Genomic DNA, 16,995 nt, shown 5'->3' with positions numbered 1-16,995 from the left:
GCGCACCGGTCCGGGCAGGTGCGCACCGGTCCCCCGACCGTCCGGCCGGCTCGCACGTCAGGCGATGACCCGGCCGCCGATCCGCGCCGCGCAGCGCTGCCCGGCCCAGTGACAGATCTGTTCGGGCCAGTCGACGATCCGTCGGCCGCCCTCCCCCGGTGTGCTGCCGCCGTCGCCGAGGAGGTCGGGTCCGAGTGCGGCGGCCTGCGCGTACACCGTGCCGAGCCGATCGTTGCGCCGCCGGATCGACAGCTTCCCCCGGTCGGTGAGCGCGTGGTTGTTCGTGGCGAGCCGCCGGCGCAGCGGCTCGTTGTCGATCAGCTCGGACACCGCGGCGGTGTAACCGGCCACCCGCTGCGCCACCGGGTCGGCGTTGGAGACGAACAGGGCGTTGTCGCCGGGCGCGAACAGCTCGCCGATGTGTTCCATGCCCGGTCCGGCCGAGCAGACGATCGCCAGACCTGCGGCGGCGGCTTCGAGGAGGCCCATGCCGAAGCTCTCGAACGTCGTCGGGGAGAGGAAGACGTCGGCCTGGCCGAGCTGGTCCAGGTAGGCCGGCCGGGGCAGTACCGGCACCAGTTCCGCCTCGGCCGAGCTCAGCCGACCGGCGAGAGCGGCCGGGCAGGGGCCGAGGAAGACCAGGCGCACCCCGGCCTGGTGGCGCTCCCGCAGTCGGGTGAAGACCTCGGCCGCCACGGTGGCGCCCTTGTCCTGCGCGGTCCGGCCCATGTAGAGCACGCACACCGGCTGCCCCGGCCGGCCGACCCTGCGGGTCGCCGGGACGGCCGGGTACACCACCTCGGATTTGGCGGCCAGTTCCTCGATCGTCTCCGGCCGGTGGCCGCGACCGTCGAGGTGGCCGAGGAACCTCCGTCGGGCGTGCTCCGTGCGGAAGAGGATCCGGGCACAGCGTCCGCCGGCGTAGCGTGCCGTCATCGCGGCCTCCCGGCGGGCCACCGCACCCGGGCTGGGAACCGGTGGAGCACCACGGGCCGCCGCGCCCAGTGCGAAGAAGCGGCCGACCTGGAGCGGCGTCAGCAGCGAGTCGGCGTCGACCACCCAGGGCAGCGGCGTCTGCACCGGCAGCCGGGAGGAGTGCACGACCTCCACGTCGGCGGGTACGTCGACGAACCGCACCCACTCCGCGACCGCCGGATCGTGCAGGGGCGAGAACGCCTGGCAGGACTCGCGGTCGGGGCAAAAGCGCAGCGTGTACGTGCACTGGAGGTACGCCGCTCCGGCGGGCGGCGCGGTCAGCAGCGAGCCGTGCACGCCGACGTGCAGTTCGTGCGCCGGCCCCAGCAGGACCCTCACGGTGCCGAAGCGGCGGAAGCGGCCGGCGCGACCGAGGCGTCCGGCCCGGTGACCGCGAGGTGCTCCCGCACGTGCTGGATCAGGTCGCGCAGTCCACAGCAGTCGCCGGTGAATCCGGGGTCGTGCCGGGAGGCGATGTAGCGCTCGTGCGGGCACCAGCCGTTGCAGACGCCGAAGTCGGGGCAGTCGCGCATCCCGGCGAGCGCGCGGTCGTTCGAACCCCGCAGGCGGACGAGCGTAGGCCCGTCGCGGAACGAGGTGAAGGAATCGGCCAGCACGTTGCCCACGGTGTACGCGGGGTCGTCGACGAACAGGTCGCAGTGCGCCACCTCGCCGTCGGGTTCCACCAGGTAGTACCGGCCGAAACAGTCACCGGCGAGCGTACAGACGTTGGCGCCCCGGCCCGACAGCCGGTTCAGCAGTCCGTCGAACTCCCTGACCCGGATGCCGGGGTCGCCGTGGGCCACCCAGCGGTCGAAGTACGCCTGCAGGAACCGGCTCATCTCCGCCGGGGTCACGTAGTGCGACGTCGGCGTACCGGGCGGTGCGTCCGGCTGGTTCGTCGGCTTGGCGGCGAGCAGGCCGTAGTTGGTGATCCCCTCCGCGACGAAGAAGTCGAAGATCGGGTCCGGCCCCAGCTCGATCGCCCCCCTGTCGATGACCATGAGCACGCTGACGGGTACGCCGTTGTCGCGCAGGGCGTCCAGTCCGCGGCGCACGTCGTCGAAGGAGGGCCGCCCGGAGGCGTAGCGGCGGTAGCGGTCGTGCACCGCGGGCGGTCCGTCCAGGCTCACGCTGACCCTGAACCGGAACTCCCTGAAGAACCGGGCCCAGGCCCGGTCGATCCGCGTGCCGTTGGTCTGCAGCGAGTTGCGGATCGTCTGGCCCGGCCGGCGCAGGCGGGCCTGCAGGTACACCGCGCGCTCGTAGAACGGGCGCCCCAGCACGGTCGGTTCGCCGCCGTGCCAGATGAACTCGACCGCGTCGTGGGCGGGATCGGCGAGCGCCCGTGCGGTCAGCCGGGCCAGCACCGGAAAGCTCATGCTCTGGTCCGGCCCGCTCCGCCAGTCGTGGCAGTACGCGCACCGCAGGTTGCACGACCGCGTCGCCTTCACGATCAGACCGAGGTAGCGGCCCACTAGTCCTCCCCCCGGCGGGCTCGCTCCACCAGCCGTTCCACCAACTGGGCGTCCGCCGGGTCGAGTAGCTCCTGTGCCGGTCGTGCGGCCATCCGCTCCCACGGCCCCATCGCGGCGTTGAGCACCGCGACGAGGATGGCGTGGTCCGGACCGGACAGTCCGGTGGCGAACCGGTCCAGTGCCGCGGCGAAGGAATCGGTCGTGCTGTCGTCGATCGTCGTGCGGGCGACGATGTCGCCGTTCACAGCTGCGGCGTCCACTTCTGCGGCCGGGTGTAGATCCACTGGACGATCTCCACCTCCTGCCGCTCCGCCGTGGGGTTGGCCTTCTGCCAGATCGGCCCGATCTCGACCCATGCCTCGCCCTCGGCCGCCTTGCTCCACCGTTCCTTGACGGACGCGACGACGTTGCGCGTGGCCTCGGCGAGGTCGGTGACGAGCTGGTTGCGACGGACATCGTCCGGCTGCAGGTCCCGTGCGTACTGGACCAGCACCTGGGCCAGCGACTGCTCGGTCATGGTGAGGGATTCGCTCCAGTCCGCGAGCCGACCGGCAAAAGCGGCGATGTCGCTGCTGGTGACCGGGATTTCCGCGTCGCCACTGTCTCCGGACATCAGGTGCCTCCACTTACTCGATGGCCCCCCTCTCCGGAGAACCATAACCGTTTGTGGTCGAATGAGTTCTCTCCGTGCTGCATCCGTGTCACCAAGCCCCCCTTCGGCCTGATCGGGCGCGCGCCCCGACGCCGTGCGTGAGCCAATAAATCGTCCACGCGCACCGTCACGTCGCGAACGGGACGCCCCTGTCCGAGAAGGCCCGGGTCCAGCGGAAAGGCAGTGAGCCGTGCAGGAGTTCCACGAACACCGGAGGGCGACGGCCTGGGCGCGGAAGTTCCTCGAAACGGACGCCGGTTCACCCGGCGACGCCGCAGTCACGGCCGGCGCCACCGCGTTCCGCATCTCGGCCGGTGATCACCTGAGGATCCGCGCGCTGGAGGCCGGACGGCTGTACCGCCACGTGCAGGGCATCGACCACGAGACCCGTCCGATGACTCCGCAGGAGCTCGCGGAACTCGGCGACCCGATGGCCGCGCTCCTGTTCCGCCGGAACGTCTTTCCCATGACCGTGCAGGACCTGCTGGCCGCTCTGCCGCAGCCCGCCTCCCCCTCGCAGCAGGCCGTGTACCTGATCAGCGAGGCAGGGCAGATCCCCCCGGGCACCGCGCCCGGGCTGCACCGCGACATCAGGTTCGCGATCGCCCGCTCCGTCCAGGGCCGGGACGTCGACCTGCTGATCAGCACCGGCGCCAACGCGGACCCGGCCACCACGTTCCTGCAGGTCGCCGCCTGGGATCCGATCGCGAAGGTCTTCAACTACTACATGAGAATCACCCCGGCCTGGGTCTGGGCGGGGAACTCGTGGTCCGCGCTCGCGCCCGGCTCCCGGGGGAACGGCTGCTTCGACAGCCACGTCAACGGCAGCGTCGTCATGAAGGAACTGAAACAGCCCTGGCCCAACTGGCAGTCCCAGGCCGCCACCATCCAGCTCGCCCCGGACGACCCGCTGCGCAAAGACCCGCTCTACCAGCAGGTGTCCGGCGCCCAGGACCTGGAGCTGACCGTCCGTTCGCTGGTCAGCCGCTGGACGGCGGCCCGGCTGGCCGCAGTCACGGTGGACGGCACCGTCGAGCACCCCGACCACCTGATGCGCCATCTGTTCACCACCACCTCGGTCAACCTGACCAGCAGCGCGACCCAGAGCGCGACCATCACGGCGGCCGGCGACGACCTCCCGCTGCCCCCGGGACTCTGGCTGAACACCGACGCCCTGCTCGACGACCTCGCACTGCCCACGACCGCGTCGCTCCCCCTGGCGCCCGCGTCCCTGTACGTCGACAGCCTGACCACCTTCGGCTTCCGCCTGGAGGAGAAGGCGTGCGGCTTCTCCCGGCCCGGCGACACCTTCTTCGCGTTCGTGACGCCCGAGGCCGCGTACGAGGACAACGACGTCGTGCGCCAGCTGGTGCAACAGGCGGTCGTCCCGGCGAAGTTCGCCGCGTGCGCCCTGATGGTCGACTTCACCAATCCGGTGTTCAGCACGGACCGCGCCCGGCTGATGGCCTACGTCCCGACCGTCCCGACCACGGTGGCGGCGCTGACCACCCAGATCGTCCAGGCGATCCTCGCCGCCGCCGCGAAGCTGCCCGCCACCAGTCCGGAGGCCCGCTTCGCGGCCGCCTGGGACCTGCCCGACAGCAGCTGGGCCGCTTCCTTCGCGCAACGCATCGACACCTACCTCGGACACGTCGGCGCCCGGATCCGCACACCGTCCGGCTTCGACGACTACGTCAGGCTGGCCGAGTCCCGCCGCCGCGAGTTCAAGGCGATGCGGCTGAACGAGTTCGAACTCACCCTGCCGGTCACCGACATCCCCTCCGACGCCCCTCGGCTGACGATGCTCGAGGACGCCACCCTCGCCCCCTAGGCGCACCCCACCCGCGGACCCACGGCGATCACCCGGTCCGCCGCAAAGGAGCTCAGTATGAGCACGATCAACTCCTACGACCCGCCCGGCCGTCTCACCGACCTGGACGAGACCGGGCTGAAGGCCTGGAACGTCTTCATCACCAACAGCATCGACCAGGCCGTCAAGGGGCCCGACGCCGGCCAGGCCCTCAACGACAGCCCGCGCAGCCAGTTCTACGACCTCACCAGGACCGACACCGCGGCGGACGCCACCGAGGCCCCCGTCACCTGGACGGCCTTCCCCCGCCGGATCAAGGTCCACTCGATCGGCGACAACCAGCGCTGGCAGCGCGCGGACGCCAGCCGCGACGTACAGGACGAGTACTGCGAGTGGAGCATCACCCGCGATCCCGCCTCGGGGAAGATCACCCAGGTCATGTTCACCTGCGAGGGGCCCGAGTACTGGGACCTCCTCGCCCAGTCGAGCCCGGCCACCGTCCTCCAGCTCTACCGGACCCACATCAGCCCGAACGTCCAGCAGAGCGACCTCTTCGGGATCGACGGCAGCTACCAGCGGCGCAACCGCTGGAACGACTCCACGACCCACGGTGCGATGCACCTCATCCAGGCCGCCAACACCCTCGGCGCCGAGATCGAACTCGCCGCCGCGGCCACCATCGTGCGGGTGATCGACGGCCGGGAGCTCACCGCCGACCAGGAACTCATCCAGTGCGGCAAGTACGGTGAGCCGGAACGCAACAGCGACCCGCACATCGGCGGAGCGGTGAACGCGATCGCCCGGCAGAAGGCCGACATCGCCCTCACCAACCCCGTCGGGCTCTACTTCGACGACCTCAGGACCGATGGCTGGGCCGCCCCGGACGGCTCCGACCCGAAGAGCTACTGGACCTACCGGCGCGGCAACGCCACCCACCCGGTGCGAGCCGTCTACGAAGTCCCCGCGGACAGGAACTTCACGGTGGGGGACATCACCATCAACGGCACGCCCATCCAGTACGGCGCGCAGATCGCCGACTTCATCACCATCAGACTTACCGCTGTCGCCTGCCGGTTCGGCCAGAGCACCAGCCAACCGCAGACCGCCTGCGTCCAGTTCCCCCCGCCGCCCGCCGGACCGGCCGCGCCCGCCCTCGCCGCGGTCCCGCTCTCCGCGCACGGCTACCGGAGTTCCCCCGCCGCCCCCAGCTCGCTCACCACCCGCCGACGCTGACCCCGTTCCCGGACCTCCGCCCCGACCTCGCTCCCCCGACCTCACGGACCCGGTGAGCACGGTGCAGCGCACCCCGCACCCGCTGCCGCGAGCGCCCTTGCGCCTCCACCGGTCCACCACCGAGCTGCGGGATCCGGGTTCCGGCGGGATGGTGGGAGGCAGGGGACGGCCGAACTCCGGCGCCGCCGGAGCCGCACCTGCCCGGGAAGCCACATGGACCAGAGCATCGACCCGACAGACCTGAGCGCCGCCGCTGCACCGGAAAGACTCGGCAGTTACCTGGCCGGCCTGCCGATGCCGCCGATGGGCCACGGGCACGGCCCGACGAAGTCCGTCCGCACGGCCGAGTTCCTGGGGCACCGGATCGTGGTCACCACGACCTACCACGTCACGGTGGACGGCAAGCCGCTGGAGGTCGGGCTGGACGTGGACGACAGCGGCATGCTGTCGTGCCACGCCCTGCCCGCCTACCAGTTCGTGTCGGCGGTGGACGCCGTCCGCGTACTGATCAAGAACTACCCGGACGCCTTCCCAGGAGGACCGTGAGATGTCCGTCGTCCGGAAGAACATCCTCACCGACCCAACCGCACGCGACGACTACGTCCGCGGTGTCCTGCTGCTCAAGCAGGAGGTCGGACAGTTCACCACCGCGCAGTTCGGCATCGCCGGCCCCAAGACCCCGGTGCGCACCTACGACCTGTTCGTGATCTGGCACGGCAAGACCATGATGACCCCGGTACCGCCGCACGGGGACCCGATGGTCCGCAACGCCGCCCACCGCGGGCCGATCTTCCTGCCGTGGCACCGCGTCATGCTCGGCCTCCTGGAGGCGAACATCCAACGGGTGCTGCAGAAGCCCGGTTTCGCCCTGCCGTACTGGGACTGGTCGGCCGACGGCGACCTCGGCTCACCGACGAACGCCCGGATCTTCACTCCCTCCTACCTCGGCGGCGACGGCGATCCGGTCACGACCGGGCCGTTCGCCTTCAGCCCGGCCGATCCGGCCACCTTCACGGTCCGGATCCAGAGCGACCAGAGCGGCATGAAGCTCCTCCAGACCCACCGGGGCCTGCGCCGGTCCTTCGCGCAGCCGCCGCCGTTCGGGTGGCGGACGCTGCCGACCGGCGCCGAGGTCAAGGACACCCTCGCCTTCACACCGGCTGGCGGAAACCCGGTGGACCGGTACGACGTCCCCGCCTTCGACGCCTCCTCGGAGGGCTTCCGCGACCGGCTCGAAGGCTGGCTGCCGAAGGACCCGAGCCGGCCGGTGCACATGCACAACCAGGTCCACGCGTGGATCGGCGGGGACATGGCGCCCGCCACCTCACCCAACGATCCGGTGTTCTTCCTGCACCACTGCAACGTGGACCGGATCTGGCAGGGCTGGATGAACCGCTACGGCCGCCTCTACGCCCCCGACATGAGCGCCCCCGCCACCACCTACCTGGGCGAGCGCATCGACGACCCGATCGTCTCCCCGCTCAGCACCGGCACGGCGGGCACCCCCGCGACGCCGAGGTCCGTCCTGGACATGTCCGCGGCCTACACCTACGACGTCGTGCCCTGAGGCCGTACGGCCCACGGCGTGGCCGAGTCCCAGCTCGGCCGGCAGGATCGCGGTGTCCCGGTCGGCGACGCCGGTGCCGAACACCGGCCGGATCCCGGATTGCGCGAGCCAGGCGCCCGGTCGCAGGCGGGAGGTCGAGTTCTCCGGGAGCCCGATGAGCCGGGCGTCCTGCAGGTCAGCCGGCTCCAGGAAGGCCTTGGCCGCCGGAGGATCGGCTGCCGAGACGGTCGACAAGGATCATCGCCACGTCGTCCGCCAAGTGGCCTTCGGTGTGGCGGATCAATGCCTGGTGCAGTTGCTCGAGGAACTCCTGAGGGGTGGTGTTGAAGCTGATCGACTCCATGGCCTCCGGCAGCGGGAAGAAACCGTTGCCGGGGTCGCGGGCTTCGATCACGCCGTCGGTGTAGAGAAGCAGACGGTCCCCCGGTACGAACGGATAGCCCTCCGGCGTCTCGGGAGGACCGGTGACCAGGTCCTCCAAGCCCAGTGGCGGACGCGGCGAGGTGGGCATCAAAGCCTGAGTTCGGCCCTCGTGGAGTACCAGCGGGGGCGGATGGCCGCGGTTGACCAACTGCACTACGGGTTCGCCGTTCGACACCTGGGCGATGAGTGCGGTGGTGAATCCCTCCATCAGCGTTTCCTCGGGGAAGGCGCCCGGCACGGTGGCCTCCCGGCGCAACGCGGCCGCGCAGTGATCCATGACCCCCACGAGGTCGTCCTCATAGTGCGCGACCACCCGGAACGCGCCCAGCGCCACCGCGACCGCGCGCATGGCATTGAGCCCCTTGCCGCGGACGTCCCCCACGATCATCCGCACGCCGTACCGCGTCTGCACGGCCTCGTACAGATCACCGCCGACCTGCGCCCCGGTCCCGGCCGCGAGACACAGGCTGGCCGCCCGCACCGGGCCCAGGCGCTCGGGGACCGGTCGCAGGATGACCTCCTGCGCGCACACGGCGATCCGGCGGATTTGGTCGAACTCGCTCCTCCGGTAGGCACGCACGACGCTACTCGTGATGAAACCGGCTACGGAGACCAGAGCCAGAGCGAGGAAGTTGGTATAGACCTGAAGGGTCCCCCATGCCTGGTTGTAGGTGGCCGTGGCCGCGCTCACCGCCAGTGCGAGAACCACCGCCAGGGCGGTGCGCTTGGGGTCCATCGTTACCGCCGCCAGCGCCGGCACCGCAGTGAGAAAGGGGCCGGTGTAGATGAAGTGGGCAGGGGTGAGCTCGATGATCAGCACGGCCAGCGCGATGACGAACGGCACGCACTGCGCCAGTGCGAGCAGGCCCCTGCTTCGACCGCCCGCTCCTGGTCGAGAAGGTGAGTGGAAGAACGACACCATACGTTCAGCCTGCCTCGCAGACGCCCCGGTGGCCTCCTAGCAGAAGGGCTATGAAGATCTCGGCTTCGGCCCGACGCGCAGGCAGTGGCCGAAACCGAGATCTTCACCAGTCCCTTTCCACCATCGGGTCTTCTTCGGAGTGCCCGGCCTGCCGGGTCGGTCCAGGATCTGGATCAGCTCCTGAAACTGCGTGCTGTGCACCACGCGGGCCCGTGCACCGTTCACCAGAGGCAGGTACGGCGGCACGTGCCCGCACTCGACGTCGGCGATGATCGGGACGCCCAGCGGACCGAGAGCGTCGAGCACGGCCTGCTGCTGGGTGAGCGAGCTGGTGTCCGCGGGGCGGAGGTGCGGCGCCTGCTCGCCCGGGCGCCACATGCGCGGACATCGGGCCGGGCACGGTGCCGTGACCGGTCACATTACGTCGGGATGACCGATGCCGGTCAGAGGGCGGTCGGCCTACCGTCGATGACGTCACCCCGTCGGCGTCACCAGCCCCTACCTGCACCTTTGCCAGTACGTCCGCTCCCGCACCGTCGCCCGGCTCGACCCCGGTGTGGAGACCGTCTCCGGAGACCCGGTGGCGTTCGTCCGCGCCCCCGAGGGGCAGGACCGGGCGGGCAGCTGGCCGGACAGCTGCTGGGAGAGATCGACGAACCGACCGTCAAGCGCTACCGGTCGCCACCGGGTCCGGCGTCCCGCTCTTCCACGCGCCGTTCCTTCCGGCGAGGTTCACGCCGGCCGACTCCCGCGTCTTCAACACCGGCGCGACCATCACCACCTACGCAACGCACCAGAAGTGAGCACCCACATGCTGTTCCGTTCCACGACCGAGACCGACCTCGACCGCGTCACCGCCGTGACGGTCGACGAACCCGTCGGATGGATCCCCGCCGACCGCTACCTCGAAGAACTGGAGGAGGGCATGTACCGGCCGGAGTGGACCTGGATCGCCGAGGACGGCGGCCGGGTCGTGGCCCGTGCCCTGTGGTGGGGGCAGGCCTCCAGCGAGCACCCGGTCGCACTGGACTGCCTGCACGTCGACCCGTCGGTCGCCGACCGCGTGGCGGTCGCGGCCGGGCTGATCACCGCGGGCCTGCGGGCCTTCGCCGAGCAGGGCGCGCCCAAACCCCCGCTGTACAACCTGACGCTGCCGAACGGCTGGCGCCAGGATCCGGCCGTGGTCGCCGCCCTGGCCTGGCGGCGCGACGCAGCGCTGATGGCCGGGCTCACCGCCGAGGTGGAACGGCTGCGCCTGGAGTGGACCCCTGACGCCGGGCTCCCGGCCTCCAGCGGGCGCCTCACCTTCACCGAGGGGTCGGACGAGGAGTTCCTCGACGTCTTCCGGCGGATCGCGGTCGACAGCCTGGACGGCGAGACGCGCCGCAACCTGGCGGCCATCGGCGCCGAGGCCACCGCCCGTGAGGAGGTGGCCTTCTACCTCAGCTGCCCGGGCGAGCGCTCCTGGTGGCGCCTGGCACGCACGCCGGACGGGCAGGTCGCCGGCCTGGCCCTCCCGTCGGCGACCCCGTACAGCCGCAACGTCGGCTACCTGGGCGTGGTCCCCGAACTGCGCGGGCGGGGGTACGTCGACGACGTGCTCGCCGAGATCACCCGGGTGCAGGTGGAGGCGGGTGCCGAGCTGATCACGGCCACCACGGACACCGACAACGCCCCGATGGCCGCCGCCTTCGCCCGGGCCGGTTACCGGACCGCGCAGACCCGGATGATCTACGCGGTGCCGGAGAGCCCGGGGGCGACGCAGGCTCCGGCCTCATGAGGCCAGCAGCCTGGCGAGTTCGGTGCGGGAGCTGACGCCCAGTTTGGGGAACGCGCGGTAGAGGTGGTGCCCGACCGTACGGGGGCTCAGGAACAGCTGCGCGGCGATCTCCCGGTTGCTCGCACCGGACGCCGCCAGCCGGACGACCTCGCGTTCCTGCGGGCTCAGCAGGCTGATCGGCCCGTCCTCGCGGGCGGTCAGCCCGGTCTCCCCGCCCGCGGCTCGCAGCTCCGCCCGGGCGCGGTCGGCCCAGGGCCGGGCACCGAGCCGCTCGAAGGCCTCCAGCGCGGCGCGCAGCTGGTCCCGGGCGTCGATCTGGCGCCGCAGGCGGCGCAGCCACTCTCCGTAGAGCAGCGCGGTGCGGGCCCGGTCGTAGTCGCTGCCGCCCTCGTGCAGGGCGAGTGCTGCGGTGAAGTGCTCCTCGGCCGCACTGTCGGAGCCGGTCAGCGCCTGACAGCGGCGGGCCAGGGCGGAAAGGGCAGGCTGCCCCAGTGCGGCGGCCCGTTCCCCGAGCAGCCGTGCCGTTTCCGCCGCCCGCTCCGGGCGGCCGGCGCGTCCCGCCGCCTCGACGAGGTCCGGCAGCAGGGGCAGGGAGAGCAGCGGATGGGCCGCCTCGCGCCGCGCCGACTCCAGTGGTTCCAGCGCCGCCTCCGCCCGGCCCAGGCCGAGTTCGAGCAGGCCCAGCGCCCACAGGGCGTCCGCCGTACCCCGTCCCACCCCGCGCGGTCGCGTGTAGGCCAGGGCTTCGCCGGCCAGGGCGCGGCCCTCCTCCTCCTGGCCCCGGACGCCCGCCAGCATCGCCAGGGCGGCGCGCAGGTGGGCGGCCCGGTGGGCCAGGTCGTAGTACTCGGCCAGCTGGAGGCCCTCGGCGGCGTGCGCGGACGCCTCATCATGGCGGCCGAGCGCCAGTTCCGCCTGGGCCAGCAGATGGAGCGTGGTGGGCAGCCATCCGCTGATGCCCTGGTCGCGGCAGTGGGCGACCGCTCCGGCAGCGGCCTCCCGTGCGGCCGCGTGGTCGCCGGTCAGCTGGCAGTAGATCCCGGTCATCAGCCGGTCCATGACGCCGGCGGCGGGGTTCCGGCCGCTCTCCACGAGTGCGTGCAGCGCGTCGAGCGCGCCGGGCACGTCACCGCCGAACAGTCGGGCGGGCACGGTCAGTACCGGCAGGTCCGGGGCACGGGACGTGATCTCCTCGATCAGCGTGGCGCTTCCCGCGGAGAAGGCCGCGTGGACCGCGTCGGTCAGCAGTGACGCCATCGTGTCCGGGCGGCCGGCGCCGGTCAGGTCCGCGCTGTCGACCAGGATGCGGGCGGCCGTCTCGGGCCTGCGGTAGCCCAGCTCGACCACCGCCCGGGCGCGCGCGAAGTTCGCCGCCACACCCGGGTCCTCCAGAGGCAGTGGCACCTGGTCGGCCAGTGCGCCGCACCGCTCGTCCTGTCCGGCGTCGGCGGCCTTCTGCGCCGCCCGGACCAGGCGGCGCGCACGCAGTTGTGGATCCGCGGTGAGCTGGGCGGCGCGCTCGTAGGCGGCGGAGGCGGACGCCATCGCCTGTCGGCTCCCGGCCCACTCGGCGACCCGTTCCAGCTCCTCGGCGACCCGCTCGTCCGGGCCCGTCGACGCGGCGGCCAGGTGCCAGGCCCGCCGGTGCACCTGGCCGGCGGCGCCCAGCGCCTCCGCCAGCGCCCGGTGCGCGGCGATGCGCCGGGCGAGCGGTGCGCCCTGGTAGGCCGCGTACCGCACCAGCGGATGCCGGAAGCGCACCACCGCCCCGGACAGGAGCACGAACCCGGAGCGTTCCGCGGGTTCGAGGTCCTCGATCCCTCCGCCGAGAGGTTCCGCGGCCCGCAGCACCACGGTGAGATCCCCGGTGTCGTCGGCGGCGGCCACCAGCAGCACCACCTGGGTGGCTTCGGGAAGCCGCCGGATCTGCTCCAGGAAGCCGTCCTGGATCCGGCTCGGCAGCCCGGCGGCCGCCTCGGGGAGCGCCGACGGGCCCAGCCGTCCGGCGCGCTGGGCCGGGGTGAGCGCGGCCGACAGCTCGATCAGGGCCAGCGGGTTGCCGCGGGCCTCCTCGATGACCCGGTCCGCGACGTACGGCGGCAGGCCCGGCAGCAACTCGGCGGCGGCCGCGCGGTCGAGGCCCTCGACGAGCAGCCCGGGCAGTCCCTTCACGGCGGCGCCGGGCGCCCCGTCGCGGGCCGCGAAGAGCATCACCACGCCCTCCGTCCGCAGTCGGCGCGCGGCGAACGTGAGCATGTCCACCGACGGCTGGTCGAGCCACTGCGCGTCATCGACCAGGCAGAGCAGCGGGCCGTCGGCCGCGGCCTCCGACAGCATGGTGAGCACCGCGAGGCCGACGGTGAAGCGGTCGCGCACGCCGTCGCCGGTCAGCCCGAAGACCGCCCGAATGGCCGCAGCCTGTGGTTCCGGCAAGGCGTCGACGAGGTCCAGTACGGGCAGGAACAGCTGGTGGAGGCCGCCGAAGGCCAGTTCCATCTCCGATTCGATGCCTTCGACGCGCAGCACGCGCACGCCGTCCGCCCGCCCGGCGGCGTAGTCGAGCAGCGCGGTCTTGCCGATCCCGGCCTCGCCGTGCACCAGCAGGGCGCCGCTCGTCCCCTGACGGGCGTCGGCGAGCAACTGCTCGATCCGGTCCCGCTCCGCGTTCCGCCCCCGCACGACGTGCCCCTGCTCCCGTGTTCCGATCGCCCCGCCCAGGCCCGGCGAGACCGTGTGACAGCAGCTGGAGACTGCCTCGATGATCTTCTCGCCAGGCGTGTCCGGGTCATTATCACTGGTCAGGGGCAAGTCAGTGCCAGCGGTGCCGCCGCAGGTGTGGAAACCCCCGGCATCAGCACCGACGACCTGCCGGTCAGCGTCGCCGACAGGGTCTGGAAGGCGAGCGCGTCACCGGTCCCGAGCATCTGCCGATCGGGCGCCTGGCCGGGTCAGGCCGCCGGCAGCCTTGCCTTGAGAGCGTCTTGCCCGAACGGCTCGCGGTCCCGCCACAGGCGCCCCCGGTGGGCGAAGGGTCCGAGGCAAGCGCCGGTGGTTTCCGGCGGCTTCCTCAACCCAGTTGTGCCAGGCCCTCGGTGGCGATGCGTTCGAAGACGGTGAGGTCGTTGGCGAAGACGGAGTCGGGCACCGGCCAGTGCAGGACCAGGTCGGTGATGCCCAGTTCGCGATAGGTGCCGGCCCAGTGGACGAAGGCGTCGAGGGAGCTGAGGGGGCGTTCGGCGGTGAAGCCCTGGAGGAGGACCTTGGCGAGTGAGTCGGGGGCGCGGCCCTCGGACTCGCAGGCCGTGTGGAGTTTCGCCAGCTGCGCGGCGATCACGGCGGGCGCGCGCTCGGCGGGGACGTCCGGGTCGGCCGGATCGCCGCAGGTGACCCAGCCCTGAGCGTGGCGGGCCGCCACTCGCAGCCCCCGGGGGCCGGTCGCGGCGAGGTGGAAGGGGATGCGCGGGCGTTGGAGGCAGCCGGGGATGTTGCGGGCCTCGACGGCCGCGTAGCGGTGCCCCTGCTCCGTCGTCGCGTCCCGGGTGAGGAGCTTGTCGAGAAGGGGGACGAACTCGGCGAAGCGGTCGGCCCGTTCCTTCGCGGACCACGCCTCCTGGCCCAGCACCGTCGTGTCGAAGCCCGGGCCGCCGGCGCCTATGCCGGCCGTCAGGCGACCGCCCGAGATGTCGTCGAGGGTCAGCAACTCCTTGGCCAGGGTGACGGGGTGACGGAAGTTCGGCGACGCGACCAGAGTACCGAGGCGGATCCGCTCGGTCACCGTCGCGGCGGCGGTCAGGACGGGGATCGCGCCGAACCAGGTGTCATCCCGGAAGGACCGCCAGGACAGGTGGTCGTAGGTGTACGCGGTGTGGAAGTCGAGGTCCTCGGCCCGCTGCCAGATCTTCTGCCCTTCGCTCCATCGGCGGGTGGGAAGGATCACTGTGCTCAGGCGCATGCCGCCGACCCTACCCCGGCGCACCCCGGCCGGAGGCCCCGTCGAGCGTCTTGTCCCGGCGGCCGGGCAGGGGGCAGGGTCAAGTGCAGACCGCTTGGCCCCTCCAAAGCCCCACCGGTGGAACATCGGTGATCGACGCCCTGGAAACCCCGATGCACAGGCGCCCGCGCCCAGGCCGACACGTGCGATGCGTACAGGTACACGGACCGTGACCAGGCCCGGCAGCCACCCGCCGCAGTCGCGCGGCCGTGGTCACCACGCACCATCGGCAGTTCCGTCCTCTCCGTCCCCAGCAGGACCGAGCCCGGCTCAACCGGCTGGCTGGTCGTTTTTTCGGAAGCAGTTCCGCCCGGCCGACCGGAATCGACCACGGGCCTTGACCACGCCTCGGTAGCGGCAGACGTAGGCCATGGGCGCGCCCTGCCTCGGAGACGGCGCATCACCCGCCGGAGAACGAAGGCGAGAAACGACCCGAATGCTGGTGGCCGCAGGATGGGACCTCACTGCGGCTGCCACCTGGCGGAACGACAGACAGGCCGCCCCCGCATCTCTGCGGAGACGGCCTACGCCCTGCGTAAACACCAGTCCGAACAACAGCATTTGCACCTGCGCCCCACCCCTACGTACCCCCGTTATCTCCCAGCCGAAAGGCTGGGCGGAAATTTCGCGATCACGAGTCGCAGAATCAGGGCTCCTGTTTTACCGAGCTGCATATTCGCCTCCTCGCGATCGACTCCCGGTAACTTCTTCCGGCACATTCCAGGCTACTCCCCAAAACACGTATTCGGGGCATCCAGGTTCACAAATACCACCGCTTGGGCTCGCCCTTGCGGCTCCGCGCCCCGTTCGGGCCGTCCGGGACAGGCCCAGGGCCTGCGGCTCCTGATGTAGGCCGTCGCTCCGGGTTGCGCAGTTCCGCTGGTCGGCGGCAGGGGCCATCCGAACACCTTGCCCACTTTCGGCCACGAGCCGCTCCAGGGGGCCACGCCCCGCAGTTACAAGATCGATCCAGGATCGGATGTCGCGGGGGTGAGAGCCGGCGCGATGCTGAGACCGAGAAATCGCCGGCGAGGCGTGTACGGACCTGCATCGAAGCAAACCGGGGAAGCCGGCCGAGGAAAAGGCTGCTGCGGAGTACCCATGGCGGAATTCGCACGGAAGAACCACAAGGCTGTGGTGGACAGGTCGGAAGGATTCGGCGAGCGACTGCTGGGGCGGCGGCTGGACCGCACCGACGAGATGCCCCAGCCTGGACAGCTCAGCGATCGGCACGCTGGTCGAGCGCACCAGCCACTACACGATGCTGCTGCACCTGCCCCCGTCGGATGGCCACGGCGGCCCACGGGCCGAGAAGGGCCCCGGCGCTTGCCGGGCATGGCTCCGAAGCCGTACGCGACGCCATCGCCACCCCGATCACCACCCTGACCGGGCAACTGTGCAGGTGTCTGCTTCGCCGACCCGCACAGCCCCTGGCAGCGCGGCACGAACGAGAACTCGAACGGCCTCCTTCGCCAGTACTTCTCCATGAGAACCGACTTGAGCAGGCACAGCCGAAGCGATCTCGACGCTGTCGCCGCCGCCCTCAACACCCGCCCCCGAAAGACCCTGGGATGGAGGACTCCCGCCGAGGCCTTCAACGAGCATCTGTGCTCAACGGCAGACCGTATTGCGGCGATCACCTACCACTGACGATCGCGCTCTCCCCTACCTCGCGATCGTCGCACCACTGGTCAGCTGATCGAGTCGCAGCACCACCAGCGCCCGAACCTCACCGTGCCCGCCGTCCTCCCGGAGATCGTCGTCCGGCACCGGCGGCACCGCCTCCTGCACAGCCGACTCGCAGCCCGGCTGCGGCAAGCACTCCGACCCCTGCCGAAGATCGTCGTCACGACCGTCCCGCTCCATGTGCAGCACAACGGGAAAACAGCCCGATGTTCCCAACTTCCCACAGCTGCAATCCAGTTCCTCATCCGGTACCGCGCATCGCGTCCTGCTGCTCCTCGCATCTGCTTCCGCTGAGCTTGTTGCACGCATCCGAGGCCGGGCGGCCGACGCTCCGGAACCTCGCCATTCCCCCCAGGTCGGACGCCTCAGCGGCGGGGGGGGGGGGGCGGGGCGTGCCCCCACCCCCCCCCCGGGCCGGCCCCCCCCCCCCGCCCCCCCCCCACGGTGGGCGAGCCACCCGGGGGGGCCCCCACACCAA

At 71.5% G+C, this 16,995-nt stretch carries 12 protein-coding genes and 2 pseudogenes; 6 read left to right on the top strand and 8 right to left on the bottom strand.

Translation table 11 applies throughout. The features are described from left to right. Positions 1 to 57: 57 nt before the first annotated feature. The 4 genes from ACFC1R_RS21500 to ACFC1R_RS21485 are packed head-to-tail and all read right to left on the bottom strand — an operon-like array spanning position 58 to position 3,066. Positions 58 to 1,314, bottom strand: a complete 1,257-nt coding sequence (locus tag ACFC1R_RS21500) for a glycosyltransferase (protein WP_375940874.1) — start codon at positions 1,312 to 1,314, stop codon at positions 58 to 60. Continuing rightward, positions 1,311 to 2,453, bottom strand: coding sequence for a radical SAM protein (locus ACFC1R_RS21495; protein WP_375940872.1), 1,143 nt, complete (start codon positions 2,451 to 2,453; stop codon positions 1,311 to 1,313). The genes ACFC1R_RS21500 and ACFC1R_RS21495 overlap by 4 nt, the downstream gene beginning before the upstream one ends. Continuing rightward, positions 2,453 to 2,698, bottom strand: coding sequence for a hypothetical protein (locus ACFC1R_RS21490; protein WP_375940870.1), 246 nt, complete (start codon positions 2,696 to 2,698; stop codon positions 2,453 to 2,455). Before ACFC1R_RS21490 ends, ACFC1R_RS21495 begins: the two co-directional genes overlap by 1 nt. Further along, positions 2,695 to 3,066 (bottom strand): hypothetical protein, encoded by a 372-nt coding sequence (locus ACFC1R_RS21485; RefSeq protein ID WP_375940868.1) that lies wholly within the window; start codon positions 3,064 to 3,066, stop codon positions 2,695 to 2,697. The genes ACFC1R_RS21490 and ACFC1R_RS21485 overlap by 4 nt, the downstream gene beginning before the upstream one ends. A gap of 229 nt (positions 3,067 to 3,295) precedes the next feature. Here ACFC1R_RS21485 and ACFC1R_RS21480 point away from each other — a divergent pair, with 229 nt between their 5' ends. The 4 genes from ACFC1R_RS21480 to ACFC1R_RS21465 all read left to right on the top strand — a co-directional run bounded on the left by ACFC1R_RS21480 (position 3,296) and on the right by ACFC1R_RS21465 (position 7,715). Continuing rightward, positions 3,296 to 4,936 carry a hypothetical protein gene (locus ACFC1R_RS21480; RefSeq protein ID WP_375940866.1) on the top strand — a complete coding sequence of 547 codons (1,641 nt, stop codon included), beginning with the start codon at positions 3,296 to 3,298 and terminating at the stop codon, positions 4,934 to 4,936. Between the two features lie 57 nt (positions 4,937 to 4,993). Then, positions 4,994 to 6,148, top strand: coding sequence for a hypothetical protein (locus tag ACFC1R_RS21475; RefSeq protein WP_375940864.1), 1,155 nt, complete (start codon positions 4,994 to 4,996; stop codon positions 6,146 to 6,148). A gap of 213 nt (positions 6,149 to 6,361) precedes the next feature. Beyond that, positions 6,362 to 6,694, top strand: a complete 333-nt coding sequence (locus ACFC1R_RS21470) for a hypothetical protein (RefSeq protein ID WP_375940863.1) — start codon at positions 6,362 to 6,364, stop codon at positions 6,692 to 6,694. Position 6,695: 1 nt separating this feature from the next. Next, complete coding sequence (locus tag ACFC1R_RS21465; RefSeq protein ID WP_375940861.1) at positions 6,696 to 7,715, top strand: tyrosinase family protein; 1,020 nt, start codon at positions 6,696 to 6,698, stop codon at positions 7,713 to 7,715. Positions 7,716 to 7,890: 175 nt separating this feature from the next. Here ACFC1R_RS21465 and ACFC1R_RS21460 read toward each other — a convergent pair whose 3' ends face one another. Next, positions 7,891 to 9,060 carry a PP2C family protein-serine/threonine phosphatase gene (locus ACFC1R_RS21460; protein WP_375940859.1) on the bottom strand — a complete coding sequence of 390 codons (1,170 nt, stop codon included), beginning with the start codon at positions 9,058 to 9,060 and terminating at the stop codon, positions 7,891 to 7,893. A gap of 159 nt (positions 9,061 to 9,219) precedes the next feature. Then, positions 9,220 to 9,413 (bottom strand): annotated as a pseudogene (locus ACFC1R_RS21455) (LD-carboxypeptidase); the annotation flags it as partial. A gap of 458 nt (positions 9,414 to 9,871) precedes the next feature. Between ACFC1R_RS21455 and ACFC1R_RS21450 the strand changes: the two are divergent. Beyond that, positions 9,872 to 10,840: a GNAT family N-acetyltransferase gene (locus tag ACFC1R_RS21450; protein WP_375940857.1), complete on the top strand. Its 969-nt coding sequence runs from the start codon at positions 9,872 to 9,874 to the stop codon at positions 10,838 to 10,840. Here the strand turns inward: ACFC1R_RS21450 and ACFC1R_RS21445 are convergent. Both ACFC1R_RS21445 and ACFC1R_RS21440 read right to left on the bottom strand, forming a co-directional pair. Continuing rightward, complete coding sequence (locus tag ACFC1R_RS21445) at positions 10,835 to 13,519, bottom strand: AAA family ATPase (protein ID WP_375940855.1); 2,685 nt, start codon at positions 13,517 to 13,519, stop codon at positions 10,835 to 10,837. The genes ACFC1R_RS21450 and ACFC1R_RS21445 overlap by 6 nt on opposite strands. Positions 13,520 to 13,907: 388 nt before the next feature. Beyond that, positions 13,908 to 14,792: an LLM class flavin-dependent oxidoreductase gene (locus ACFC1R_RS21440; RefSeq protein ID WP_375940853.1), complete on the bottom strand. Its 885-nt coding sequence runs from the start codon at positions 14,790 to 14,792 to the stop codon at positions 13,908 to 13,910. 1,249 nt (positions 14,793 to 16,041) lie between these two features. Here ACFC1R_RS21440 and ACFC1R_RS21435 point away from each other — a divergent pair. Then, positions 16,042 to 16,481 (top strand): annotated as a pseudogene (locus tag ACFC1R_RS21435) (transposase); the annotation flags it as partial. Positions 16,482 to 16,995 lie beyond the last annotated feature (514 nt).

The organism is Kitasatospora sp. NPDC056138, assembly GCF_042264695.1.
Taxonomy (GTDB): domain Bacteria; phylum Actinomycetota; class Actinomycetes; order Streptomycetales; family Streptomycetaceae; genus Kitasatospora.
Note: the sequence above shows the minus strand (reverse complement) of the source record. Positions and strands in the feature narration are given on the sequence as shown.

Coding starts and splice junctions, on each gene's coding strand:
- ACFC1R_RS21475 (WP_375940864.1), top strand. CDS start 4,994: ATGAGCACGATCAACTCCTACGACCCGCCCGGCCGTCTCACCGACCTG.
- ACFC1R_RS21485 (WP_375940868.1), bottom strand. CDS start 3,066: ATGTCCGGAGACAGTGGCGACGCGGAAATCCCGGTCACCAGCAGCGAC.
- ACFC1R_RS21470 (WP_375940863.1), top strand. CDS start 6,362: ATGGACCAGAGCATCGACCCGACAGACCTGAGCGCCGCCGCTGCACCG.
- ACFC1R_RS21465 (WP_375940861.1), top strand. CDS start 6,696: ATGTCCGTCGTCCGGAAGAACATCCTCACCGACCCAACCGCACGCGAC.
- ACFC1R_RS21450 (WP_375940857.1), top strand. CDS start 9,872: ATGCTGTTCCGTTCCACGACCGAGACCGACCTCGACCGCGTCACCGCC.
- ACFC1R_RS21460 (WP_375940859.1), bottom strand. CDS start 9,060: ATGGTGTCGTTCTTCCACTCACCTTCTCGACCAGGAGCGGGCGGTCGA.
- ACFC1R_RS21440 (WP_375940853.1), bottom strand. CDS start 14,792: ATGCGCCTGAGCACAGTGATCCTTCCCACCCGCCGATGGAGCGAAGGG.